Below are 20,929 nucleotides of genomic sequence, written 5' to 3' on the forward strand. Positions count from 1 at the left end.
CGCAACTCCGGGAGGTTAACAATGAGCAAGAATTTGTTTTGCCTGAGTCGTCAGGCGATGACGAGAAAACATGAGCTGTAGGCGGCCACCGCCGACCTGTTGCCACAGCACGGCGGCACGGATGCCTGCCAGCAGCGAAGCGCGTACCTTCGCCTGTACCTGTGGGCTTTGCAATACGGCAGGCGAACCGGTGACCTGAATACGCGGGCCGAGCGGGCTAATTACGTCGACGTAGATACCGGCCATCGCGCTCAGCAGGGTCTCAGACTGGAGGTCAAAGTGGTCGAGCTGGCGCTGTAGCCCGGCGATGCGATCGCCCAGGGTATTCATTGCGCCTTTCGCCGCGTTCAGCTTACGTTCCAGCACCATCAGGCTTAAGGTGTAGCGGGTCAGTTCCGCGTTCAACCCCTGACGGTTGCTGGCGTTGAGCACGCCGAGCAGGGTTTCAAGACCGAGACGAAGATTGGTTTCACTGCCGCCAAAGACGCCCAGCGTGGAGCCTGGGTTAAGATCGATAACGCTGTTGAGTGAAACGTGCAGGGCATCAGCGTCGCAATGACCCTGATGCGCCAGCTGTTGCACCAGACGGGCTGACTGGCAAATTCCCGCCAGCGCCAGGGTGATGTCGTAATAGTTCTTCGCCACACGGTCTCCTTTATGTGTGCAAACGGTTTAAACAGCAGGCAGCGGCAGGCGCTGTTCAATGATCCCACCGCCGAGGCAAATTTCGCCGCTGTAGAAAACAGCTGACTGGCCAGGGGTAACGGCGGAAACCGGTTCGTCGAAACGCACGTCAATGCGATCGTCATCCAGTGCGGTGACGGTGCAAGGGATGTCCGTCTGGCGGTAGCGCGTTTTCACGGTGCAGCGCAGCGTGCCTTTCAGCGGCTCGCGATCGACCCAGTGCAGCTGTTGCGCGATAAGTCCAACGGACATCAGGCGCGGATGGTCGTGACCCTGAGCCACCACCAGAATATTGTTTTCGACATCTTTGTCGACCACGTACCACGGATCTTCGCTGCCCTCTTTGGTGCCGCCGATACCCAGACCTTTACGCTGGCCGAGAGTGTGGTACATCAGCCCCTGGTGCTGACCAATCTCATCACCGTCAACGGTGACGATTTTGCCCGGCTGTGCAGGCAGGTAGCGCCCCAGGAACTCGCGGAATTTACGCTCGCCGATAAAACAGATACCGGTGGAGTCTTTTTTCTTCGCGGTGATCAGATCCAAATCTTCAGCAATCTTACGTACTTCCGGCTTTTCAAGCTCGCCGACCGGGAACAGACTTTGGGCAATCTGTTCATGGCTCAGCGTGTAGAGGAAGTAGCTCTGATCTTTATTGCCATCCAGACCGCGCAGCAGCTGGCTTTTACCATTCACATCCGCGCGACGCACGTAGTGGCCGGTCGCAATGTAGTCTGCGCCCAGGTCTTCCGCGGCGAATTCCAGGAAGGCTTTGAATTTGATCTCTTTGTTACACAGGATATCCGGGTTTGGCGTGCGGCCCGCTTTGTACTCTTCGAGGAAGAGTTCAAAAACGTTGTCCCAGTATTCTGCGGCAAAGTTAACGGTGTGCAGTTCGATGCCGAGCTTATCGCACACGGCCTGCGCATCGGCGAGATCCGCAGCGGCAGTGCAGTATTCCTCGCCATCGTCTTCCTCCCAGTTCTTCATGAACAGGCCCTCCACCTTATAGCCCTGTTGCTGCAACAGGTAGGCGGAAACGGAGGAATCGACACCGCCGGACATGCCGACGATCACTTTTTTCTGGCTGTTATCTGACATGGAATACTCACGACATTGAACTTCAAGGCGGCGTATTCTATCACGCCCCCCCACCATTGACACCCTCTGTAAACGGCCAGTTAAATTCTGCAATGACATCCAGCGGCAGGCGAGCCGCAGACTGCCAGCAGCGGATGCTTTCCGCAACCAGCGGCGAGCGCAGGTTTGACGCGTTCATGATCTCGTCTGCGGTCACCCACAGGCAGCGATCGATATCGTCGTCGTGCGGTTCAGTGGCGCACGTTTCGTTAAGCTCAACGGCGAATAAAAAGCGCAGGAAAGGTGTCTGGTCAGGCGCTATCCACTGATGCATACGGATAAAGTGCTGCGGTTCGGCGCGGATACCCGTCTCTTCCCAGAGCTCGCGTTTCGCTGCCTGCAATAAGGTTTCGTTGGCTTCAAGATGCCCGGCTGGCTGATTCCAAAGCGCTTTGCCGTTGATGGTCTCTTCCACCACAAGGAATTTCCCCTGCGCGTGGACCACGCAGGCGACCGTAACATGGGGTTTAAACATCATTTCTCCTTAGGGGTAACATCCCGCCATTCCCCGTTTGCCAGCGAGTCCAGCGTGTAGCTGCCCATGGCGTAGCGAATGAGTCGCAGGGTAGGGAAGCCCACATGCGCAGTCATGCGCCTGACCTGTCGGTTGCGGCCTTCATAAAGGGTGATTTTAAGCCAGCTGGTGGGAATCGATTTGCGCTCACGAATCGGCGGGTTGCGCGGCCACAGCCACTCGGGTTCATTCACGCGCTCAATACCAGCTGGCAGGGTAGGACCATCGTTCAGCGTTACGCCGTTGCGCAGCTTTGCCAGCGACGCGTCGTCCGGCTCGCCTTCAACCTGCACATAGTAAATTTTTCCGGTACGTTTGCCCGGCTGAGTAAGCCTGGCCTGGAGCACGCCGTCATTGGTAAGCACCAGCAGCCCCTCGCTGTCGCGATCCAGACGCCCGGCCGCGTAGACCCCCTGAACGGGGATAAAATCCTTCAGCGTGCTGCGCCCGGCCTCGTCGGTAAACTGCGGCAATACATCATAGGGTTTATTGAACAGTATGACCCGCGTTGGCTGGGGTTCTGGCGTTCTTCTGGTGGCTTGTCGTGAGCTGAATCGCTCAACCCGGTGTTTTCTAAAAGAAGTTTTCTTCATGGTATTTTCAGGCTCTATCAATTGCCGCATTATAGCCTAATAACGAAGACCTTTCATGGCGTCGGACAATCAGGTACTATCGGAAGGCTCATTACAATTTATTAACATAAGATCAGTAACAACCAGAAGCGCTCGAAGGAGAGGTTAATGGAAAGCAAAGTAGTTGTTCCGGCGGAAGGTAAAAAGATCACCCTGCAAAACGGCAAGATTAACGTTCCTCACAACCCGATTATTCCGTTCATCGAAGGTGACGGTATCGGTGTAGACGTTACCCCGGCAATGCTGAAAGTGGTTGATGCCGCTGTTGAGAAAGCCTACAAAGGCGAGCGTAAAATTTCCTGGATGGAAATTTACACCGGTGAAAAATCGACTCAAGTTTATGGCCAGGACGTCTGGCTGCCAGCCGAAACGCTGGACCTGATCCGCGACTATCGCGTTGCTATCAAAGGCCCTCTGACCACGCCAGTTGGCGGCGGCATTCGCTCCCTGAACGTGGCGCTGCGTCAGGAACTGGATCTGTATGTGTGTCTGCGTCCGGTGCGTTACTACCAGGGCACTCCAAGCCCGGTTAAGCACCCGGAACTGACCGACATGGTCATCTTCCGTGAAAACTCTGAAGACATCTACGCCGGTATCGAATGGAAAGCGGATTCTGCTGATGCAGAAAAAGTGATTAAATTCCTGCGCGAAGAGATGGGCGTGAAGAAAATTCGCTTCCCTGAGCATTGCGGCATCGGCATCAAGCCGTGCTCCGAAGAAGGGACCAAGCGTCTGGTGCGTGCCGCCATCGAATACGCTATCACCAACGATCGTGACTCTGTGACCCTGGTTCACAAAGGCAATATCATGAAGTTCACCGAAGGCGCGTTCAAAGACTGGGGCTACCAGCTGGCGACCGAAGAGTTCGGCGGTGAACTGATCGACGGCGGCCCATGGCAGAAAATTAAAAACCCGAACACCGGTAAAGAGATCATCATTAAAGATGTGATCGCCGATGCGTTCCTGCAACAGATCCTGCTGCGTCCTGCTGAATATGACGTGATCGCCTGTATGAACCTGAACGGCGACTACATCTCTGATGCGCTGGCAGCGCAGGTCGGTGGTATCGGTATCGCCCCGGGCGCGAACATCGGTGACGAGTGCGCCCTGTTTGAAGCAACTCACGGTACTGCACCGAAATATGCAGGCCAGGACAAAGTCAACCCAGGCTCTATCATTCTGTCCGCAGAGATGATGCTGCGTCATATGGAATGGTTCGAAGCCGCAGACCTGATCGTTAAGGGTATGGAAGGCGCGATTAACGCCAAAACCGTCACCTATGACTTTGAACGTCTGATGGAAGGCGCTAAACTTCTGAAATGCTCAGAGTTTGGCGACGCGATTATCGCGAACATGTAATCCACTCGCTGGGTTAAATGACAACGGGAGCCTGAGGGTTCCCGTTTTTTATGCACACAAGACGGAAAACAACGCTATGACCCATGATATCCCGCTCAAGTATTATGACATCGTCGACGAGTATGCGACTGAAACGGCAAAACCGCCAGAAGAGGCAGAGCGTACGCCACTGGCACACTATTTTCAGCTGCTGCTCACTCGCTTATACAACAATGAGGAAATCAGTGAAGAGGCGCAGCGGGAGATGGCTGTCCAGGCGGAGATAGATGAAGCGCGCATTGACGATATTGCGAACTTCCTGAATCAATGGGGCAATGAATAACGCTTCATCGCGCTGAGTAAGCCAGCAGGCTGGCGAGGTCGTGCCGGGTTAGTGATTTTGAAAAGTACCAGCCTTGCACGAGGGCATCGGGGTATCTCTGCGCGATGAACTGATATTGCGTTTCGCTTTCGACTCCCTCAAACACCAGGGTTTTGTGCAGTTTAGCGAGCGCGTCGCTAAAGATCACCAGGATATCCTGTTTATAATGCTCGTTGATGCCATCCACTAACGACTTATCCACTTTGATTTCGTCATATTTGAGATTGGACAGCCTTGCCAGATTAGAGTTTTGCACGCCAAAATCGTCTATTGAAATTTTGACGCCTGCCGATTTAAGATCCTCACAAAACTCTTCAAGGATGGCCGAGGTGGAAACGCCATTCTCGGATACCTCAACTTTGATTAACGATAAGGGAATAGCGTTCTCTAAGCATGCATGACGTAATACCGCCAGAAATTTGCCGTCTTCAATTTCCGTCCGGCCAACGTTCAGTGAAATCATTAACTGATGTTCGGCCGCCAGCCCGGCAATTTCCGCCAGGGATTTCTTTATCATGTTCTGATAATAAACGTTATACAGACCAATTTTTTTAATTAACGGGATAAACAGCTCAGGAGAAACCTCTTTGTGATTGTTATCCTGCCATCTTGATAAGACTTCAACCCCGACGATTTTCTTATCAGCAACCCGAATTATGGGCTGAAAATGAACGCTGATAGTATTCGCTATCACCGCCTTGACCAGCGTTCGCTCAAGAGAAAGTCGATCTTCATAAAGTCGAAGAGAAAACAGCGTCAGGGATACCCAGATAAAGTATAAAAACAGGCACAGGAGCACCATCACTACGCGGGAGAGCGATGCCAGTCCGGCATTGTGGTGGGTGACGGTAACACACAAATCCCAGCGCGTGCTGCACTGCGTCACGGTCTGTGTGAATAACAGTGACGACAAGCGGCTAAGGTTTTCTGTAGGTGACGTAACGGTAAAAAAGGTTCGGTCGAAATCTTTCGTGGTAGAACGAAGTGAATAGTTGGCGGTGACCGGAGAGAATTTATCGTAGGCTGAACGTGATGTGAAGATAATAAGATGGTTATAAATTGTCGCATTGCCTACAAAAAAATCTTTCTGTGAAAATTGCGCCAGACTGAATCCGTTCAGGGTGTTGTGAAGCTCAGAGGGAAGGGCGATGGGATTTGCCAGCTTGCCCCAAAATGCGGTGCAGGTAATTTTCCCATTTTCAATAAACCCCACATCGGCGAAATAGAGACTCTGCATCTTTAAATTACGGTAGACGTTCAGGCTGGCGTTATCGCATCCCTTCGCGGAGGTATTTTTAAGCGTACTGGCGATATTTTGCGTCAAGTCTTCGGAATAGCGTAAGAGCGTGTGGGAGATCTCCCTCTGCCGGTCCTTTTGCTGCTCAACGATAATGGCGTTAACCGCATACAGCGACAGGACGACCATAAAGGTTGAGATGATAGCAACGGCAATGGCCTTGTTCATTTTCCTGCTGTCCCGCCACGTCCTGAGGTGCAGGGATCTTAACACAGGTCATTAAAGCTACAAGTATGCGCGTTAAGCCCGCACGTGATTGAAAGGAAAGCCACCATGCCGACTCATTACATCTCAGAACCACTCAAACCGTGTTGAGAGCAGTAACAGTAGCGTACTGGCAGAAACAAGATTAAGGCAGATGACGAACTTGCTCGATACGTTCATGTTATCAGATTCACTTTGCTGTTCAGTAGCCACAGAGAATAGCGGTTCACCTCCTGGGAAAAAACGCCAGATTTTGGTGGGGTGAGGCAAAAAAAAGCCCACTAAAAAGTGGGCAAGAAATACTGGAAGCAATGTGAGCAATGTCGTACTGAATACCTGAGTGATTTGATCAACTATTCAGTAATGAGAAAGATAATCTTTCTCAGTAAAAGATGCAACCCCACGATGAGTGTGGAACGGCAATTTTTATTGCTCAGATTTTACTCAAACGAACCGTGTGATTCTTATCACAAATTTCCTTTCTCAGATCCTGTGCTATCCTTTTCTGTGTCGTTGATTTAATGACAAAAACCATACAGAGAGGAAAGCTATGGGAATTTTATCCTGGATTATCTTTGGGCTGATTGCGGGGATCCTGGCGAAGTGGATTATGCCGGGCAAAGATGGCGGCGGTTTCATCGTCACGATCGTTCTGGGGATTGTGGGTGCAGTCGTCGGTGGCTGGATCAGTACCCTGTTCGGCTTTGGCAGAGTTGATGGCTTCAACTTCGGCAGCTTTGTCGTCGCGGTGATTGGCGCGCTGGTTGTTCTGTTTATCTACAGAAAAATCAAAAGCTAAATCTGACCTGTGTTAAAAAAGGCTGCCTGAGGGCGGCCTTTTTACTTTGGGCGTTACCACCAGCCTAACTGCGTACCGGCGACGGCCACGATGGCGACAATCAGCATGATGAGGGTCGTTTTTCTCATTTATGCCCCCGGCGCGGCGTAACCGCCAAGGAAAAACCAGCCTAAAAACACTACTGCCGTGATAAAAATAACCACCGGAAAGAGGATCCCTATTCTCATGCCATCACCTGTTTGAGTTTGTATAAGGCCGTAGAGTGTACGGTTTTAATCTAACGCGACAAAGCCTGTTTTGTTTTTTCCTTTTTTATCCTGATACATCGCGAGGTCTGCGGTGCGCAGGGCACTATCTTCATCTGTGCAGTGAGGATCAACAATAACGACGCCATAGCTTGCACCGGGATAGAGAATAGTGACATTACCTAACCCATATTCACCCGCGATACGGCCGTTGAGGCGGGTTTTGATAGCGTTGACCTCTGTGCTGGCGTCGCCATCATCGCTGTGACTCAGGCTGGCAACCAGAAATTCATCGCCGCCGAGCCGGCCGATAATTTCGTCCTGCGTTTGCTGGTGAGTCAGTCGATTGCCGACCTGAACGAGGAACCGATCGCCCGCTTCATGACCGTACTGATCATTGATTCGCTTGAAATCATCGAGATCAATAAAGGCAATCATGACGTTGCGGTTAAGATGGCGCGCCAGTGAGAACAGGGTGCTAAGGTTTTCAAAAATGGCGCGACGATTCGGCAGGCCGGTAAGGGCGTCGGTGTAAGAGTGGGCAATGAGCGCCGCATTTGCTTCACGAAGCTGAAGCACAAGCGACTCTTTCTGAATGTACTGACCAATTAACCCGGCAAAGAGCCTGATCACCTGCTCGCCACGCTCGCTGAACTGTTTCTGTGCGGTGCTGGCAGCGCAAAGCGTGCCGTACAGAGAACCGTCAGCCAGGTGAACCGGCACGCTCATATAGGTTGTAATACCCAGTGCTTTTGCCGCTTCACACTCCGGCCAGCGGTCGGGCACCTCGTTACTGAACAAGGTGTCGCTATCCATGGCGCGCTTACAGAGCGTTTCGTCCCAGGGCACGCTGAACCCTTCCGGGATCTGCATTTGCTTGCTGTTACGGGCATATAAAATGTGCTGCAAACGCGCGTTGATATCGATTTTGGTCAGGTAGGTTGATTCCATATCCGTCACAATTTCCAGCATTTCCAGTAGATGACGCACTAGACTGTCGAGAGATTGCTCGGTGGAGAGGGTTTCTGAAACACGGGCAAGAATGATATCTGACATGAGGCAGGTTGACTCCCATGCAGAAGACCTCTGTATCTGCATGTTATGCTGAAAATATAGACTCCGGTCATAGTAAAACATGAACTGGATTAATTTTATAGATTCTTCTGAAAGCGGATGAAGGAGAGGCTAAAAAAAAGCCCCGATGTTGAGATCGGGGCAAAACATCTTGATTACGGAATGATGTTCTCTGGTCAGAGTGAGAACAGACACCACTATAGGGATGAATCGTGCAGGTTTAATGGAGAAATCATGGAGAAAACGGCGATGACCCGTTACTCTGACGTTTTCAACACCCTGAAGGATCATGATAATGAAATATCTTCTCCTGGCGCTGGTTTTACCGCTGGCCGCATGCTCAACAAAGACACCTCCTCCCGATGCGCCTCAACCGCCGCACGCTATTGGTATGGCAAATCCGGCGTCAGTGTACTGTCTGGAAAAAGGGGGAGAGCAAATCCCTGTTCAAAGCCCGCAGGGTGTACGTACCGAGTGTAAATTGCCAGGCGGGGAAGTGATCGATGAATGGGATCTCTACCGCCGCGATCATCCGCAACCGACCAGATGACAACGGCAATAAAACTGCGATACACTTCTCTTTAGGATTATTCTTAGCCAGTTTCTGGCGGTACGTTTGCGAGAAGAAGTATGTTTCAGTTAAAACCGGGCAGCATGGCGATAATTGTGGGTGCGCGTACGACGGCGGGCCGTCGAAATATCGGTAAATCCGTGGAGCTGTTTGGCCTTTGTCAGCCGGGCCAGCGTTTTGTGAACCCGGTTAACGGCGTCATGACGCAATTACCTGATACATCAGCGCGTGCGCTGTGGCTGGTCACCGGTGATGTTTACGCCTTTGATAATCAGCACGGTTTTGCGTTTGTTCGCCCGGAACATTTGATGCCGCTTACTCCCGACGAGATGCCACACAACGTGGATGAGCTGGCAATCGGTTAATCACAGTTCACGCAGCCAGTCCGCCAGTACCCGCGCGTGATTCTGCTCCGTATTTTTCGCCCCATAGAGTAGCGTCACGGTCTGCTGTCGGGCGAGGGCCGCCAGGCGTTTGCCTTCATCCTGCTGCTGCGCCAGCTCTTTACGATAGGCTTCACTGAACGCGGTGAAATCGATCGTTTCACTGTGAAAGGCTTTCCGCAGTTCGCTGGACGGCGTTAGCGCTTTACACCACTCATCACAGGCGAGGTCGGTCTTTTTTATCCCTCGCGGCCAGAGTCTGTCTACCAGCACCCGGTAACCATCGTCTGACGTTGCCTGTTCATAGACGCGCTTACATTGAATCATCCGTTTTCCTCCTACCGTGCGACGTTCGGCAAGAACACTATAGCACCCGGCGTTTAACCACCCAATTTAAGGTATTGTGATAATTGCAAAAGATCGGTAGTCTGAGGTTCCTTATGTTATCTGAAAATCCTCCGGCATAAGGAATCTCTCATGGAACTCTCCCCGGTTAAAACGACGCTGCGCATTGCGCTGGTTGGTGATTACAATCCCGATGTTATTGCGCACCAGGCGATCCCGCTGGCGATTGACGACGCCGCTGCGGTTCTGGATCTCACCGCTGATTATGACTGGCTCGCCACGCCTGAGCTGACCAACCCCGAAGACCTGGTCGGGTATGATGCCATCTGGCTGGTACCGGCAAGCCCGTATAAAAACACCGAGGCGGCGTTTATTGCCGCGCGTTACGCGCGTGAGAACAGCATCCCTTTTCTCGGCACCTGCGGCGGGTTCCAGCACGCGCTGATTGAGTATGCCCGTAATGTGCTGGGCTGGCACGATGCAGGCCATGCCGAAACCGATACCGAGGGGAGGATGGTGATTGCGCCGCTGGCCTGCTCGCTGGTGGAAAAAACCGACGCGATTGAGCTGCGGAACAACACGCTGATTGCCAAAGCGTACGGCAAGCCGGAAATTCAGGAAGGTTATCACTGCAATTACGGCGTCTCGTCTGAGTTTGCCAGCCAGCTTGAGCGGGGCGACATGCGCGTAACGGGCTGGGACGAGCAGGGCGAGATCCGCGCGGCAGAGCTGCTGACCCATCCTTTCTTTGTCATCACCCTGTTCCAGCATGAGCGGGCTGCGCTTCAAGGGCGCCCGGTGGTGCTGGTACAGGCCATGCTGCGGGCGGCGCAGGGATAAAAAAAGCAGACCGTCAGGTCTGCCTTGAATGTCAGCGGGGTGTGATCTCCCGGTCACGCCCGGCCAGCATGCCGCACAGGGCCATCACTACCGCAGCCAGCGCGCAGGCCAGCAGCGGAATGCGCCAGTCTCCGGCGGTATCGTGAATTTTCCCCATCAGCGGTGGGCCACAGGCCGCCAGCAGATAGCCAATCGACTGTGCCATGCCGGAGAGCGCGGCGGCCTGATGGGCCGAGCTGGCCCGCAGTCCGATAAACGTCAGGCCGAGGATCATGGTGGCGCCGGATCCAAAGCCAAACACCAGCGTCCAGACGACGGCCAGCCCCGGCGCGAACCAGAACCCGGCCGCACTGACGGCGCACATCAGAGCGACAAGCCCGGCTATGCCACGCTGATCGTTAAGACGGTGCAGGATCAGCGGAATGGCGAGACCGGGAACAGCGGTTGCCAGCTGGAGAAGTCCGTGCATGGAGCCAGCCTGCGTTTCGCTGTAGCCGTGGCTAAGTAAAATCGCGGGTAACCAGCCGATAATGACGTAGTAAATCAGCGAGTTAATGCCCAGAAAAAGCGTCACCTGCCAGGCGAGTGCCGAGCGCCAGATTGCCCGATTGTGCAACGCGCCCGCGCCGGTCAGGGTGGCGGCCGGCCTCTGGCGCCATTGCGGTAACCACAGCAGCAGCGCCACCAGCGGGAAGAACATCAGCATCAACAGCGCCCCGTGCCAGCCAGCATTCCCCAGCGACAGCGGGACGATCAGCGCCGACCCTGCGGCAGCGGCAGCCCCCATCGTCAGCGAATAAGCCCCCGTCAGTTTTGCGACCTGGCCCGGAAAATCACGTTTGATTAATCCGGGTAACAGGACATTGCCCAGCGCAATCCCACAGCCCACGATCGCCGTACCGATAAACAGCAGCGAGGCCGACGGCAGCGAACGTACGCCAATCCCGATGCAAATCAGCAGCAGAGCGATAAAAAGGCTGCGCTCCATGCCCAGGCGCCGGGCGACGCCTGCGGCAAGGGGAGAGATAAAGGCGAAGGCCAGCAGAGGCAGCGTTGTGAGCAGGCCGGTTTGCGCCGTGCTTAAGCCATAGTCCTGTCGGATGGTGTCGAGCAGGGGGGCGACCCCGGTAAAGGTGACGCGCAGCGTCGTGGCGATCATCAGGATGCCTGCAACCAGCAGCGCGCCCTGTTTCCCGGAAGGTTGAATAGCAGTAGTCATTATTGTCTCTTACGTTCAGGCGAGCGCATACCATACCGATTTAAGTCGTGGTTGAAATCAGGCTAAAATGACAGTTTATCGCTAATATCGGACAACTTTATGTATGGACTGGGACTCGACGGCTACGATCCCGATAGCCAGCACGACGCGGCGGTGGCCTTTCGCATCCGCGTGGTGGCACAAGAACAGTACATTCCGCTGCATCAGCACCGCAAAGGGCAGCTGATTATGGCGCTGGGAGGAGCGATCACCTGTGAAGTAGAGAACGCGATGCTGATGGTGCCGCCCCAGTATGCGGTGTGGATCCCGGGTCAAACGCCGCACAGCAACAAGGCGACGCCCGGCGCGCAGCTCTGCCTGCTGTTTATTGAACCCGGCGCGCTCGAATTGCCGACGCGTACCTGTACGTTGAAAATATCGCCCCTGGTGCGGGAGCTGGTGCTGGCGCTCGCGGACAGGTCACAGGAGGAACTGCCTCTTCCCGCTACCGGAAGGCTGGTTGACGTCCTGTTTGATGAACTGCCCCTGCAACCGCAGGAGCATCTCCAGCTGCCGGTATCTCCGCATCCGAAAATTCGTCTGATGAGTGAGACCATGGCAAACGAACCTGCCGCCTGGCAGACGCTGGCGCAGTGGGCCAGCCACTTTGCCATGAGCGAGCGCAATCTGGCGCGACTGGTGGTGAAAGAGACCGGCTTAAGCTTTCGCCGCTGGCGACACCAGCTCCAGCTGATTGTCGCATTGCAGTTTTTGATCGGCGGAAAGTCGGTTCAGCAGGCGGCGCAGGCGCTGGGGTATGACTCCACCACCGCCTTTATCACCATGTTCAAGAAAGGACTGGGACAGACGCCCGCCCGCTATATCGCCAGCCTGACTACGACTTCCCGATAAACAGCGAAACCAGTCCGGCAGCAATCAGCGGGCCAACCGGCACGCCACGAAACAGCGCCACGCCTAACACGGTGCCCACCAGCAGCCCGGCCACCAGAGAAGGCTGGCTGCTCATCAGCGTCACGCCGCGCCCGCCAAGCCATGAGACAAAAACGCCCACTGCAATCGCCACCAGCGATTTCCAGTTCACAAAGGAGTGCAGCAGCGTTGAGGCCGGTAGCGTTCCGCTGGCAATCGGGGCCATCACACCGATGGTCAAAATAATGATCCCGATGGTAAGCCCCTGTTTTTCTATCCACGGGAAGAAGGTGTTCAACGGTGTGACGCGAACGATGATCAGGACCAGAATGGAAATCGCGACGGTGGTATTGTGGCTGACAAAACCCAGAGCAGCCAGGGCCAGAAGTATGAGTAGTGTAGGGTCGAACATGACGGGATCCTTGCCAAAAATAGTAAGCCTGCTTACTTTACGCGTAAACGCGACGGCAGGCAGGCTTTACTGAAAAAATTGTCTATTTTTGGGCACTTGCCTGACGTCAGTCCACCAGTTGCTGGATAAGCGGACTCCCTTCGCGGATAAACACCGGGATGGTTTCCAGCGCCGCAGGCACCCGGATATGCTCCCCACCGGCGTAGCGCTCACCGTTGAGGGCGATCCAGCTATTGCCCGTCGGCAGCCAGACATCGCGCTCACGCTGACCGGCCTGCATAACCGGCGCCACCAGAAGATCTTCACCAAACAGATACTGATCTTCACACGCCCAGCTCTGCTTATCCTTCGGATAGTGCCAGAACAGCGGACGCATGAGCGGGTCTCCGTGCAGATGAGCCTGCCGGTACAACGCGTCAATATACGGGCGCAGGGTTTCGCGCACGGTAAGCCAGTGCTGCATGATGGCGTAATTCTCTTCTCCGTAACTCCACAGCTCATTAGGCGAACCGCTGTTACACTGAGGAATGCCGTCACGGTAGCGCTCCGGGGGCTGGATCTGCGGTTCGCGATAGCCGTGCATGCGCAGTACCGGTGTAAACACCGCCCACTGGAACCAACGGATCAGCAATTCATGGAATGCCGGGTCGTTAACGTTCCCTCCCTGGAAGCCGCCGATATCGGTCGTCCACCATGGGATCCCCGCCAGCCCCATATTCAGTCCTGCGGCGAGTTGATTGCGAAAAGCATGGAACGAGGAGTGGACATCACCCGACCACGCCAGCACGCCGAAGCGTTGGCTGCCAGCCCAGGCGCAGCGTACCAGGTTAACAATGTCGGTTTCGCCGTTTGCCTGGAGCCCATCGTAAAAGCCCTGCGCAAAGTCACGCGGGTAGCGATTGCCCACTTCCAGTACCGGACCGGCGTGGTAGCGATAGTTGTCAAAATCATAGGCGCGATATTCCGGCTCCGCTTCGTCCAGCCAGAACAGCTTAATGCCCATGTCGTAGTAATTTTTCTTCACCGTATCCCAGACGAATTTCCGCGCCTCTGGATGGGTCGCATCAAAGAAGGTGGTATTGCCCATAAAATCGAGGTTGACCTGCACGCCGCGCTCACTGCTGACTAGCCAGCCTTTGGCTTTCATCAGCGGGTAGAGGGGGCTGCGCGCCTCTACCGTTGGCCACACCGACACCATCAGCGCAATACCCATTTCGCGCAGCTCGTCGACCATGCCTTCAGGATCGGGCCAGTCTACGGGGTCGAAGCACCAGGTGCCCTGATTCGGCCAGTGGAAAAAGTCGATGACCATCACCGACAGCGGCAGATTACGGCGGCGATACTCCCGCGCAACCTCAAGCACCTCCTGCTGGGTGCGGTATCGCAATTTGCACTGCCACAGTCCACTGATAAACGCCGGGGCGGGGGGCGGAGTACCGGTGGCTTTCACATACTGGCGGGTGATCTCCGCCACCGTGTCAGCGGCGGTGATCCAGTAGTCCATCTCTCCTGTGACGCGGGCGCGCCATTCCGTCTGATTTTTTGCAAAGCTGGCTTCACCAATCGCCGGGTTGTTCCACAGCAGGCCATAGCCAAGGCTGGACTGCATAAAGGGCACGCTGGCCTGGGAGTTGCGCTGAGCCAGCTCCAGCGTACAGCCTTTCAGATCCAGCCACGGCTGTTGATACTGACCCATGCCATAGATGCGTTCATCCGGACGCGATTCAAACCGGACGGTGAGCTGATATTTGCCGCCCATCAGCGGTTTAAATTCGCGGCCATCCAGCTTCAGGGCGCTGACATATTTATCCTGACTCTTCTCGCTGGCACCGATACCCACCGTTGAACGCTGGCGCCACATCTCCTCCAGCAGCAGTTCGCCGCGCTGATTGTAGAAGGCCAACTGACCTTTAAGGTTCAGGGTCGCGGTAATATTGCCGTTGCGCAGCGTCAGGCTTTCCGCTTCGGCGACAATCTCGGCCTGGCAAGGGGCGGCGGGTAACAGTGCCTGTAAGGCGTCATCAAATGCCGGGGAGCAGGTGGCCCTGACGCGAAGACTGTTTTCTCCCCAGGGTTCGATGCGCAGGATCTGGCGTTCAAAACGCCATTCGATACAGTTGGAATGTTGAATCAGCTCACTCATGGATAATGCGTCCTTCTAAACAGGGTGTTTGGCGAGATGGATGGATTGCATTGTGCTGTCGTCGAGCTTGTACCAGCGCAGCGTGGCAAACGCGCAGAGCGACAAGATGCCAGGTACGACGGTGAAGAGGGCGATGATGCAGTACATGGCCGTGGTGGTTTGTTCCGGGGCATTGGCAACATAGCCGCTTAAGCCCAGCGTCCAGCCAACAATCGCGCCGCTGATCGCCATCCCCAGCTTGAGTACGGCGAGGAAGGTGGAGAAGATCACGCCGTCCATGCGTTTGCCCTGTTTCCATTCGCCGTAATCGGCGACATCCGCCATCATCACCCACATTAGCGTGGTGGTGGCCTGGTAAAGGGTGGAGACGATAAACGTCATGGGCACCAGAATAAGCACCGACTTAGGCGCAAAGAACAGGGCGATGCTGAGTACCCCCGCCAGTACGGAACAATATCCAAACATCTGCACTTTGCTGACGTTCTGCGTCAGACGTTTGGCCAGCGCGCTGCCTGCGGCTTTCCCGAGAATATGCGCCCCGAGCATCCACATAAAATAGCTTGCGCTACCGAGATAATAAGTGACGAAATACATCATTGCGCCAAGGCGAATAACGCCAAAACCAATATTGGTTAATACCAGGACGGCGACAACTCGCCATTGGTCGTTTCGTAATAAATCCCGTAGTTCCGCAAGATAATTATTGTGGGTGGCGGGAGCCTTAATACGTTCACGCGTATTCGCGAAGCAGATCCAGAACATGATGACCGCGACGGTCGCCATAATGGCCATCGCCCAGCGGTAGCCCAGTAATTTATCGTCGCCGCCTAAAAACTCTGCCAGCGGCATCATAAAGAATGTCGACAACGCACCACCCAGCGTGGCAAGGAAAAAGCGATAAGACTGAAGGGAAATTCGCGCATCGTTGTCGGGCGTAATCACCGCGCCCATGGAGCAATAGGGAATATTGATTGCGGTATACATCAGCATCATCAGGGTATAGCTGACGGTGGCGAAAATCATTTTACCGTGCAGGTCGAGCGACGCCGGCACGGCGTAGGTCAGCAGACAGCTTGCGCCAAAGGGCAGCGCCAGCCACAGCATCCAGGGGCGGAATTTTCCCCAGCGGGTACGCGTCCTGTCTGCGATATAGCCCATCGCCGGATCAATTATGGCATCGGCGGTTCTCGCCAGAAGAAACATAGTGCCCACGAATGCGGCAGGTAACCCCACCACGTCCGTATAGTAAAACGTCAGAAAAATAATGACGTTATCCAGCCCAATATGGCTCGCCATATCGCCTAACCCATAACTGATTTTTTCTTTACGGGTAATTATCTCGGTCATTGTATTCACCTTGCCAGTGTAAGGTTTATTTATGAGGTGCTCCGTAAACAAGGTTAACCATCATGAAAAGGTTAACAATTGCGAGATCTGGCATCGGGGTTACGTAAATTTCTTTTCGTGATACCGGTAACAAATAAAGTATTTAAACAGTGACTTTAAACGGGGGAGGGGAGTTAACAGCGAATCGTTTCAGCGAAAAATTGTCATTTCGCGAACGCGTCATTGTCATTTAACTGTCATTTTGCGGGAGTAAAAAAAAGGGAAATGGGCAAGGCAGAGGGCATCATGAACGATCCTATGTTTGTCGAAACGCTGATTATCTCCTCATCGTTTTTTATCATCGCGATTATTTTGATTGCTTCCGTGCTGCTGCTGGAAAACGGCTGACCGTTAGCCAGCCTCTGTATTTATTGTTTACGGAACGACACCAGTTCAGGACGGGCGATACGCAGATAGTCCTGGGTATCCATAATCACCGATTTTTCCAGCAGACCGGCGTTAAAGGCGATCTCGTCAAAGCGCTCAAACAGCAGCGGATCGGCGACCAGCGTCAGATCCGGGTGAAAGCTGAAGGGGGGAATGGCGCCGAAAACGCAGCCGGTAAGCGCATCCACTTCGGCCGGACTGGCGAGAGATGCCTTAAGCCCTCCGAAATGGCTGGCCAGCAGGCTCAGATCGGCCTGCCGATCGGCGGCGAGGATTGCCAGAATATGTTTCTTAACGCCGTTGCCTTTTACCTTACAGACCAGCGCTTTTGCTCCCTGGCGGAGATCGGTCCCGCGAATTTCACTGACCGCTTCGCATTTCCCTACGGCCTCATGCGCCACCACACGAAAGTGCGCCTCCTGCTCGGTTAATAAGCTGATTAGCTGCTGATGGGTTGTCGTCCCGGTCACGTCATCAGACATAACGATTTCACCTGTGATTAGCCAATACGTAGCTTGCTACATTAGCACGGGAGGGAGAGGGCTGAAAGAAAACAGCCAGCGGGAGCGCTGGCTGTTGATTCATGCGTTGCTGGTGGAAGACTGTTTCTGGAACAGTTCCCGGAAGACCGGATAGATGTCATCCTGGTCACGAATGTGCTGCATCGCAAAGTTATCGAACATCGCTTGCAGATGCTCATACTCTCGCCACAGCGTCTGGTGGGCGCGACGGGTAATTTCAATGTAACTGTAGTAGCGCACCACCGGCAGGATCTTCTTCGCCAGAATTTCATGACACAGGGGCGAGTCATCCGCCCAGTTATCGCCATCCGATGCCTGGGCGGCGTAGATGTTCCACTGCGCCGGGTCGTAGCGCTCCTTCACCACCTCATCCATCAGCTTCAGGGCGCTCGACACGATGGTGCCACCGGTCTCCTGCGAGTAGAAAAACTCATGCTCATCCACCTCTTTCGCCTGAGTGTGATGACGGATGTAGACCACCTCCACGTTCTTATACGTTCTGCTCAGGAACAGATAGAGCAGAATATAAAAACGCTTAGCCATATCCTTGGTGGCCTGATCCATTGAACCTGACACGTCCATCAGGCAGAACATCACCGCCTGGCTGGAAGGCTCCGGACGTTTTTCGTAGTTCTTATAGCGCAGGTCGAACGTGTCGATAAACGGCACCCGGTCGATCTTCGCCCGCAGTTCGTCAATCTCTTTTCGCAGGCGCTCCTCTTCCAGTAGTTGCGCCGGTTCGGTGTTTTCCACCACTTTCAGGTTGGTTTCCAGCTCGCGCAGTTCGCGACGTTTGCCTGCCGTCATCGCCGTGCGTCGCGCCAGCGAGTTTTGCAGTGAACGCACCACGCTGATGTTGGCGGGCACCCCGTTTGCGGTATAACCCGCGCGATGGGTTTTGTATTCGTTGAGCTGACGGTGCTGATTCTTTCTCAGATTCGGCAGGGCCAGATCCTCAAACAGCAGGTCGAGATATTCGTCTTTTGAAATCTGAAAGACGAACTCATCCTGGCCTTCACCGTCCTGCCTGGCCTGTCCCTGACCGCTGCCAGAACCGCCGCCTCCGCCTTGTGGCCGCTCGATTCTGTCATTCTGGACGAAGTGGTCATTACCTGGGTGCACGCGATGGCGAAGACCGCCACGCCCCTGATGAAACATCGGTTCGCTGATGTCATCGTTGGGAATGGAGACGGATTCGCCGCTGTCGACGTCGGTCACCGAGCGTTTGTTGATGGCCTCGGAGATCGACTGTTTAATTTGCGCTTTATAACGGCGCAAGAAGCGCTGGCGATTCACCGTGCTCTTGTTTTTGCCGTTAAGACGCCGGTCAATAAACCAGGTCATATATCCCCCGTACTGCATTTGCCAACTTGCAGCGTCCGTAAGTGCCGGACATTTTGTTGGCCCGGTAAGCGCGTTACCGGGCACTTGTTTTAAGACGATTTACGCACGCGCAGATACCATTCACAAAGCAGGCGGACCTGTTTGCGCGTATAGCCTTTTTCCATCATACGGTCGACAAAATCGTCGTGCTTTTTCTGCTCGTCGGTTGAGGTTTTGGCGTTGAACGAGATAACCGGCAACAGCTCTTCCGTGTTAGAGAACATTTTCTTCTCTATAACTGTGCGCAGTTTTTCGTAGCTGGTCCAGTTTGGATTGCGGCCGTTGTTATGCGCTCTGGCGCGCAGCACGAAGTTCACAATCTCGTTTCGGAAGTCTTTCGGGTTGCTGATCCCGGCCGGTTTCTCAATTTTTTCCAGCTCTGCGTTCAGGGATTCACGGTCAAACAGCTGGCCGGTATCCGGGTCGCGGTACTCCTGATCCTGGATCCAGAAGTCAGCGTAGGTGACGTACCGATCGAAAATGTTCTGGCCGTATTCGGAATAGGATTCCAGGTAGGCGGTCTGGATCTCTTTGCCGATAAACTCGGCGTATTTCGGGATCAGGTAGCCTTTCAGGAACTCCAGGTAGCGTTCAGCCTGCTCCTGTGGGAACTGTTCACGTTCAATTTGCTGTTCCAGCACGTAGAACAGATGAACCGGGTTGGCGGCCACCTCCGCGTGGTCGAAGTTAAAGACGCGGGAGAGGATCTTAAACGCGAAACGCGTCGACAAACCGTTCATCCCTTCGTCGACCCCGGCGTAATCGCGGTATTCCTGGTACGATTTGGCTTTCGGGTCGGTATCCTTCAGGCTTTCGCCGTCATACACGCGCATTTTGGAGTAAATGCTGGAGTTTTCCGGCTCTTTCAGGCGCGACAGAATCGAGAAGCGCGACAGCGTTTCCAGCGTTCCCGGTGCGCAGGGGGCATGGACCAGCTCACTGTGGTTGAGCAGTTTTTCGTAAATCTTGATCTCCTCGGAGATCCGCAGGCAATAAGGCACTTTGACGATGTACACGCGGTCAAGGAACGCCTCATTGTTTTTGTTGTTACGGAAGGTCACCCATTCAGATTCGTTCGAGTGGGCGAGGATAATCCCGTTAAACGGCAGGGCGGAAATACCTTCCGTCCCGTTGTAGTTCCCCTCCTGGGTGGCGGTCAGCAGCGGGTGCAGCACTTTGATCGGTGCTTTAAACATCTCGACGAATTCCATAATCCCCTGGTTGGCGCGGCACAGCGCACCGGAATAGCCATAGGCATCCGGGTCGTTTTGCGCGTGATGTTCCAGCTTACGGATATCGACTTTACCCACCAGCGCCGAGATGTCCTGGTTGTTCTCGTCACCGGGTTCAGTTTTAGCAATGGCGATCTGCTCGAGGATAGACGGCCACACTTTCACGACGCGGAATTTGGTGATGTCCCCACCAAACTCGTGCAGGCGTTTTGCCGCCCACGGCGACATGATCGTACCGAGATAGCGATGCGGAATGCCAAACTCTTTTTCCAGAATTTGCGCATCCTCTTGCGGATTAAACAGGCACAGCGGATGGTCATTGACCGGGCTGCGCTCGCCGTTGGCGCTCAGCACATAGATCGGCACGCGCTGCATCAGCGCTTTCAGCCGTTCAGCCAGGGAGGATTTACCCCCGCCGACGGGACCCAGCAGGTAAAGGATCTGTTTCTTCTCTTCCAGCCCCTGAGCGGCATGCTTCAGGTAGGAGACGATCTGCTCAATGGCATCTTCCATACCATAGAACTCTTCAAACGCCGGGTATCGGGCGACTACCCGATTCGAAAAAAGACGGGAAAGCCGTGGCTCCAGGGCAGTATCAACCATGTTTGGCTCACCGATAGCCATCAATAGCCGTTCTGCCGCATTGGCATAGGCACTGCGATCTTGCCGACAAATGGTAAGAAACTCCTGCAGTGTGAACTCTTCGTCCTTGGCAGCTTCGTAGCGCTGGCGATAGTGATCGAATATATTCATGGCATGCCGTCCTTTCGTTTTTTAGCACAGGATAAGAGCCGTTCGTATGAGTAGTGGAGGCTCCCGGAAGAGAATCTTTCGCACCTCACTGCCAGAGCAGCAACCTGTGTGCCAGGTCGAAGGCTATGAACCGCAG

At 54.3% G+C, this 20,929-nt stretch carries 25 protein-coding genes; 8 read left to right on the forward strand and 17 right to left on the reverse strand.

The features are described 5' to 3' along the window. Positions 1–15: 15 nt before the first annotated feature. From hflD to rluE, 4 genes are read right to left on the reverse strand one after another with little or no spacing between them, the layout of a single operon-like run. Positions 16–645: a high frequency lysogenization protein HflD gene (gene hflD / locus CKK19_RS18905; RefSeq protein WP_006809213.1), complete on the reverse strand. Its 630-nt coding sequence runs from the start codon at positions 643–645 to the stop codon at positions 16–18. 27 nt (positions 646–672) lie between these two features. Then, entirely contained in the window at positions 673–1,785 is a 1,113-nt protein-coding gene (mnmA, locus tag CKK19_RS18910) for a tRNA 2-thiouridine(34) synthase MnmA (RefSeq protein WP_032103856.1), read from the reverse strand. Between the two features lie 40 nt (positions 1,786–1,825). Continuing rightward, positions 1,826–2,299 (reverse strand): NUDIX hydrolase, encoded by a 474-nt coding sequence (locus CKK19_RS18915; protein WP_038415864.1) that lies wholly within the window; start codon positions 2,297–2,299, stop codon positions 1,826–1,828. Continuing rightward, entirely contained in the window at positions 2,299–2,961 is a 663-nt protein-coding gene (gene rluE, locus CKK19_RS18920) for a 23S rRNA pseudouridine(2457) synthase RluE (protein ID WP_063853822.1), read from the reverse strand. Before rluE ends, CKK19_RS18915 begins: the two co-directional genes overlap by 1 nt. Positions 2,962–3,078: 117 nt before the next feature. Between rluE and icd the strand changes: the two genes are divergently transcribed. Both icd and CKK19_RS18930 read left to right on the forward strand, forming a co-directional pair. Continuing rightward, a complete protein-coding gene (icd, locus tag CKK19_RS18925) occupies positions 3,079–4,329 on the forward strand; it encodes an NADP-dependent isocitrate dehydrogenase (protein ID WP_003857898.1) in 1,251 nt (416 codons plus the stop codon). A 76-nt stretch (positions 4,330–4,405) separates the two neighbouring features. After that, complete coding sequence (locus CKK19_RS18930; RefSeq protein WP_022647773.1) at positions 4,406–4,651, forward strand: DUF2543 family protein; 246 nt, start codon at positions 4,406–4,408, stop codon at positions 4,649–4,651. A gap of 4 nt (positions 4,652–4,655) precedes the next feature. On the opposite strand, the gene CKK19_RS18935 is transcribed toward CKK19_RS18930, so the two are convergent. Next, entirely contained in the window at positions 4,656–6,155 is a 1,500-nt protein-coding gene (locus CKK19_RS18935; RefSeq protein ID WP_063853823.1) for a cyclic diguanylate phosphodiesterase, read from the reverse strand. Between the two features lie 123 nt (positions 6,156–6,278). Further along, positions 6,279–6,371, reverse strand: coding sequence for a stress response membrane protein YncL (gene yncL, locus CKK19_RS18940; protein WP_071524166.1), 93 nt, complete (start codon positions 6,369–6,371; stop codon positions 6,279–6,281). Between the two features lie 370 nt (positions 6,372–6,741). Between yncL and CKK19_RS18945 the strand changes: the two genes are divergently transcribed. Continuing rightward, a complete protein-coding gene (locus CKK19_RS18945) occupies positions 6,742–6,990 on the forward strand; it encodes a GlsB/YeaQ/YmgE family stress response membrane protein (protein WP_022647775.1) in 249 nt (82 codons plus the stop codon). Between the two features lie 53 nt (positions 6,991–7,043). Here CKK19_RS18945 and yoaJ read toward each other — a convergent pair whose 3' ends face one another. Genes yoaJ through CKK19_RS18960 form a run of 3 tightly spaced genes read right to left on the reverse strand, consistent with a single transcriptional unit; the run spans position 7,044 to position 8,291 of the window. After that, entirely contained in the window at positions 7,044–7,118 is a 75-nt protein-coding gene (gene yoaJ / locus CKK19_RS25450; protein ID WP_071785224.1) for a protein YoaJ, read from the reverse strand. Continuing rightward, on the reverse strand, positions 7,119–7,217 hold the full coding sequence (locus CKK19_RS18955) for a YoaK family small membrane protein (RefSeq protein ID WP_015570793.1): 99 nt from the start codon (positions 7,215–7,217) through the stop codon (positions 7,119–7,121). Positions 7,218–7,262: 45 nt separating this feature from the next. Further along, entirely contained in the window at positions 7,263–8,291 is a 1,029-nt protein-coding gene (locus CKK19_RS18960) for a sensor domain-containing diguanylate cyclase (protein WP_063853824.1), read from the reverse strand. 313 nt (positions 8,292–8,604) lie between these two features. Here CKK19_RS18960 and CKK19_RS18965 point away from each other — a divergent pair, with 313 nt between their 5' ends. Beyond that, positions 8,605–8,859, forward strand: a complete 255-nt coding sequence (locus CKK19_RS18965) for a DUF333 domain-containing protein (RefSeq protein WP_022647777.1) — start codon at positions 8,605–8,607, stop codon at positions 8,857–8,859. Between the two features lie 80 nt (positions 8,860–8,939). Beyond that, positions 8,940–9,245, forward strand: coding sequence for a hypothetical protein (locus tag CKK19_RS18970; protein ID WP_022647778.1), 306 nt, complete (start codon positions 8,940–8,942; stop codon positions 9,243–9,245). On the opposite strand, the gene CKK19_RS18975 is transcribed toward CKK19_RS18970, so the two are convergent. Next, positions 9,246–9,590 carry a DUF488 domain-containing protein gene (locus CKK19_RS18975; RefSeq protein ID WP_022647779.1) on the reverse strand — a complete coding sequence of 115 codons (345 nt, stop codon included), beginning with the start codon at positions 9,588–9,590 and terminating at the stop codon, positions 9,246–9,248. 150 nt (positions 9,591–9,740) lie between these two features. Between CKK19_RS18975 and CKK19_RS18980 the strand changes: the two genes are divergently transcribed. Next, positions 9,741–10,448: a CTP synthase gene (locus CKK19_RS18980; protein ID WP_022647780.1), complete on the forward strand. Its 708-nt coding sequence runs from the start codon at positions 9,741–9,743 to the stop codon at positions 10,446–10,448. A gap of 31 nt (positions 10,449–10,479) precedes the next feature. Here the strand turns inward: CKK19_RS18980 and CKK19_RS18985 are convergent, their stop codons facing one another. After that, positions 10,480–11,667, reverse strand: coding sequence for a CynX/NimT family MFS transporter (locus tag CKK19_RS18985; protein ID WP_023299822.1), 1,188 nt, complete (start codon positions 11,665–11,667; stop codon positions 10,480–10,482). Between the two features lie 99 nt (positions 11,668–11,766). Here CKK19_RS18985 and CKK19_RS18990 point away from each other — a divergent pair, with 99 nt between their 5' ends. After that, positions 11,767–12,558, forward strand: a complete 792-nt coding sequence (locus tag CKK19_RS18990) for an AraC family transcriptional regulator (protein ID WP_023305889.1) — start codon at positions 11,767–11,769, stop codon at positions 12,556–12,558. Here CKK19_RS18990 and CKK19_RS18995 read toward each other — a convergent pair. From CKK19_RS18995 to CKK19_RS19005, 3 genes are all read right to left on the reverse strand, one after another. Further along, positions 12,542–12,988, reverse strand: coding sequence for a DUF441 domain-containing protein (locus tag CKK19_RS18995; RefSeq protein ID WP_003857881.1), 447 nt, complete (start codon positions 12,986–12,988; stop codon positions 12,542–12,544). The two genes, CKK19_RS18990 and CKK19_RS18995, sit on opposite strands and share 17 nt — an antisense overlap. Positions 12,989–13,094: 106 nt before the next feature. Beyond that, entirely contained in the window at positions 13,095–15,131 is a 2,037-nt protein-coding gene (locus tag CKK19_RS19000; protein WP_063152009.1) for a TIM-barrel domain-containing protein, read from the reverse strand. A gap of 15 nt (positions 15,132–15,146) precedes the next feature. After that, positions 15,147–16,478, reverse strand: coding sequence for a glycoside-pentoside-hexuronide (GPH):cation symporter (locus tag CKK19_RS19005; RefSeq protein ID WP_023305891.1), 1,332 nt, complete (start codon positions 16,476–16,478; stop codon positions 15,147–15,149). Positions 16,479–16,763: 285 nt separating this feature from the next. Here CKK19_RS19005 and yoaI point away from each other — a divergent pair, with 285 nt between their 5' ends. Next, positions 16,764–16,865 carry a small membrane protein YoaI gene (gene yoaI, locus CKK19_RS19010; protein WP_017384693.1) on the forward strand — a complete coding sequence of 34 codons (102 nt, stop codon included), beginning with the start codon at positions 16,764–16,766 and terminating at the stop codon, positions 16,863–16,865. Positions 16,866–16,885: 20 nt separating this feature from the next. Here yoaI and CKK19_RS19015 read toward each other — a convergent pair whose 3' ends face one another. The 3 genes from CKK19_RS19015 to yeaG form a co-directional block, all read right to left on the reverse strand. Next, positions 16,886–17,386: a YbaK/prolyl-tRNA synthetase associated domain-containing protein gene (locus CKK19_RS19015; protein ID WP_023299826.1), complete on the reverse strand. Its 501-nt coding sequence runs from the start codon at positions 17,384–17,386 to the stop codon at positions 16,886–16,888. Positions 17,387–17,485: 99 nt separating this feature from the next. Next, positions 17,486–18,769, reverse strand: a complete 1,284-nt coding sequence (locus tag CKK19_RS19020; protein ID WP_225455203.1) for a YeaH/YhbH family protein — start codon at positions 18,767–18,769, stop codon at positions 17,486–17,488. An 89-nt stretch (positions 18,770–18,858) separates the two neighbouring features. Further along, entirely contained in the window at positions 18,859–20,793 is a 1,935-nt protein-coding gene (yeaG, locus tag CKK19_RS19025; RefSeq protein ID WP_006809140.1) for a protein kinase YeaG, read from the reverse strand. Positions 20,794–20,929 lie beyond the last annotated feature (136 nt).

It is taken from the genome of Enterobacter sp. CCUG 70166, assembly GCF_020224095.1.
GTDB classification, from domain to species: domain Bacteria; phylum Pseudomonadota; class Gammaproteobacteria; order Enterobacterales; family Enterobacteriaceae; genus Enterobacter; species Enterobacter intestinihominis.

What these genes read in the sequence shown, in the direction of transcription:
- yeaG (WP_006809140.1), bottom strand. Translation starts at nt 20,793, where the DNA reads ATGAATATATTCGATCACTATCGCCAGCGCTACGAAGCTGCCAAGGAC.
- CKK19_RS18955 (WP_015570793.1), bottom strand. Translation starts at nt 7,217, where the DNA reads ATGAGAATAGGGATCCTCTTTCCGGTGGTTATTTTTATCACGGCAGTA.
- CKK19_RS19005 (WP_023305891.1), bottom strand. Translation starts at nt 16,478, where the DNA reads ATGACCGAGATAATTACCCGTAAAGAAAAAATCAGTTATGGGTTAGGC.
- CKK19_RS18945 (WP_022647775.1), top strand. Translation starts at nt 6,742, where the DNA reads ATGGGAATTTTATCCTGGATTATCTTTGGGCTGATTGCGGGGATCCTG.
- CKK19_RS18970 (WP_022647778.1), top strand. Translation starts at nt 8,940, where the DNA reads ATGTTTCAGTTAAAACCGGGCAGCATGGCGATAATTGTGGGTGCGCGT.
- CKK19_RS19015 (WP_023299826.1), bottom strand. Translation starts at nt 17,386, where the DNA reads ATGTCTGATGACGTGACCGGGACGACAACCCATCAGCAGCTAATCAGC.
- CKK19_RS18935 (WP_063853823.1), bottom strand. Translation starts at nt 6,155, where the DNA reads ATGAACAAGGCCATTGCCGTTGCTATCATCTCAACCTTTATGGTCGTC.
- CKK19_RS18985 (WP_023299822.1), bottom strand. Translation starts at nt 11,667, where the DNA reads ATGACTACTGCTATTCAACCTTCCGGGAAACAGGGCGCGCTGCTGGTT.
- CKK19_RS18995 (WP_003857881.1), bottom strand. Translation starts at nt 12,988, where the DNA reads ATGTTCGACCCTACACTACTCATACTTCTGGCCCTGGCTGCTCTGGGT.
- CKK19_RS18930 (WP_022647773.1), top strand. Translation starts at nt 4,406, where the DNA reads ATGACCCATGATATCCCGCTCAAGTATTATGACATCGTCGACGAGTAT.
- CKK19_RS19000 (WP_063152009.1), bottom strand. Translation starts at nt 15,131, where the DNA reads ATGAGTGAGCTGATTCAACATTCCAACTGTATCGAATGGCGTTTTGAA.
- CKK19_RS18965 (WP_022647777.1), top strand. Translation starts at nt 8,605, where the DNA reads ATGAAATATCTTCTCCTGGCGCTGGTTTTACCGCTGGCCGCATGCTCA.
- icd (WP_003857898.1), top strand. Translation starts at nt 3,079, where the DNA reads ATGGAAAGCAAAGTAGTTGTTCCGGCGGAAGGTAAAAAGATCACCCTG.
- rluE (WP_063853822.1), bottom strand. Translation starts at nt 2,961, where the DNA reads ATGCGGCAATTGATAGAGCCTGAAAATACCATGAAGAAAACTTCTTTT.
- CKK19_RS18990 (WP_023305889.1), top strand. Translation starts at nt 11,767, where the DNA reads ATGTATGGACTGGGACTCGACGGCTACGATCCCGATAGCCAGCACGAC.
- mnmA (WP_032103856.1), bottom strand. Translation starts at nt 1,785, where the DNA reads ATGTCAGATAACAGCCAGAAAAAAGTGATCGTCGGCATGTCCGGCGGT.
- CKK19_RS18980 (WP_022647780.1), top strand. Translation starts at nt 9,741, where the DNA reads ATGGAACTCTCCCCGGTTAAAACGACGCTGCGCATTGCGCTGGTTGGT.
- CKK19_RS18975 (WP_022647779.1), bottom strand. Translation starts at nt 9,590, where the DNA reads ATGATTCAATGTAAGCGCGTCTATGAACAGGCAACGTCAGACGATGGT.
- yoaI (WP_017384693.1), top strand. Translation starts at nt 16,764, where the DNA reads ATGAACGATCCTATGTTTGTCGAAACGCTGATTATCTCCTCATCGTTT.
- CKK19_RS18960 (WP_063853824.1), bottom strand. Translation starts at nt 8,291, where the DNA reads ATGTCAGATATCATTCTTGCCCGTGTTTCAGAAACCCTCTCCACCGAG.
- CKK19_RS19020 (WP_225455203.1), bottom strand. Translation starts at nt 18,769, where the DNA reads ATGACCTGGTTTATTGACCGGCGTCTTAACGGCAAAAACAAGAGCACG.
- CKK19_RS18915 (WP_038415864.1), bottom strand. Translation starts at nt 2,299, where the DNA reads ATGTTTAAACCCCATGTTACGGTCGCCTGCGTGGTCCACGCGCAGGGG.
- yncL (WP_071524166.1), bottom strand. Translation starts at nt 6,371, where the DNA reads ATGAACGTATCGAGCAAGTTCGTCATCTGCCTTAATCTTGTTTCTGCC.